Genomic DNA, 1,204 nt, shown 5'->3' on the forward strand with positions numbered 1-1,204 from the left:
AGTGGTGCGGTGTGCATGGAGTTGGCCGAGAGTCTGGGCCGGACGGTGGATCTGTGCGAGAGCGCCCTGTCGGGCCTGGTCGCCCGAGTCGATGTCACCGGCGAGGTCCGGCACTGGGGCCTTCCCTCCACCCAGGCGTGGTTGCGGTCTGGTCTGGGGATGCGTGATGCCCGCGCCAAGGAGCGTCTCACCCTGGCCCGTCACCGCGCCCGCATCCCCGCTGCCACATCGGGGCTGGCTTGCGGTTCGCTGTCCTACGGTTATGCCGCCACGATCGCCGGTGCCGTCGCGAGGCTGGACGATGACGACTGCCGGGCCGCCGAAACGATCCTGCTGGAGATGGCCGGGCAGGGGTTCTCGGCGGGCAAGGTCGCCTCGTTCGGCGCCCGGATCCACGACGTCATCGCCGACCGCGACGACACCGAACGCCTCGACGGGGACTCGGCGCGGGGGTATGAGCGGTCCTGGATCACCTCGACCCGTTCCCTGGACGGCGGCCGCTACATCAAAGGCCGGCTCAACACCGAAGACGCCGCCGTGCTCGACGGGGTACTGAGCCCGCTGGCCAAGCCCGCCGGGACCGACGACCACCGCGACCTCGCCGAACGCACCGCCGCAGCCCTCATCACCGTCCTGGGAGGCGGGCATCGGGGGACCAAGGTCACCGTCATCTGCGACCTGGACACCCTCACCGGCGGCACCACCCCCCCCCCCCTCCCCGACGGCACACCCATCCCCGCCGAACACGCCCGCCGCATCGCCCTCACCGCCGGAGCCTCACCCCTGCTACTGGGACGCGGAGGCGTTCCCCTGTATCTAGGGCATCGGGTCCGATTCGCCACCCACGGACAACGCCGCGTCCTGGAAACCCTCTACCCCACCTGCGCCGTCCACGGCTGCGAAGTACCCGGCACCCTGTGCGAAGTCGACCACGTCCACGGATGGGCCCTGGGCCACAGTCCCACCGACATCGACCGGCTCACCCTCTGCTGCGGATGGCACAACCGCTACAAACACACCCACCCCGACCAGATTCACATCACCAAAAACAAGAACGGTCGCTACACCTACCGGCTCCACCCACCCGATACCTCCGGCAGACACTGGCCACCAACAAACACAGAAGATCAAAACCACTGGCAGACGACACACGACCAGCCCCACAGCCAAGAGGTGCAAACCACCAGCCAAGACGCCGCCTGAT

The 1,204-nt window shown here is 68.4% G+C and carries 1 protein-coding gene; it reads left to right on the plus strand.

The window, feature by feature from the left end:
* Window positions 1-1,203, plus strand: a 1,203-nt coding sequence (locus tag E1291_RS41430; RefSeq protein WP_207401275.1) for an HNH endonuclease signature motif containing protein, incomplete at its 5' end; no start/stop codon positions are given.
* Between the last annotated feature and the right edge of the window lies 1 nt (window position 1,204).

The sequence above is a fragment of the Actinomadura roseirufa genome, from assembly GCF_900659635.1.
GTDB classification, from domain to species: Bacteria; Actinomycetota; Actinomycetes; order Streptosporangiales; family Streptosporangiaceae; genus Spirillospora; species Spirillospora roseirufa.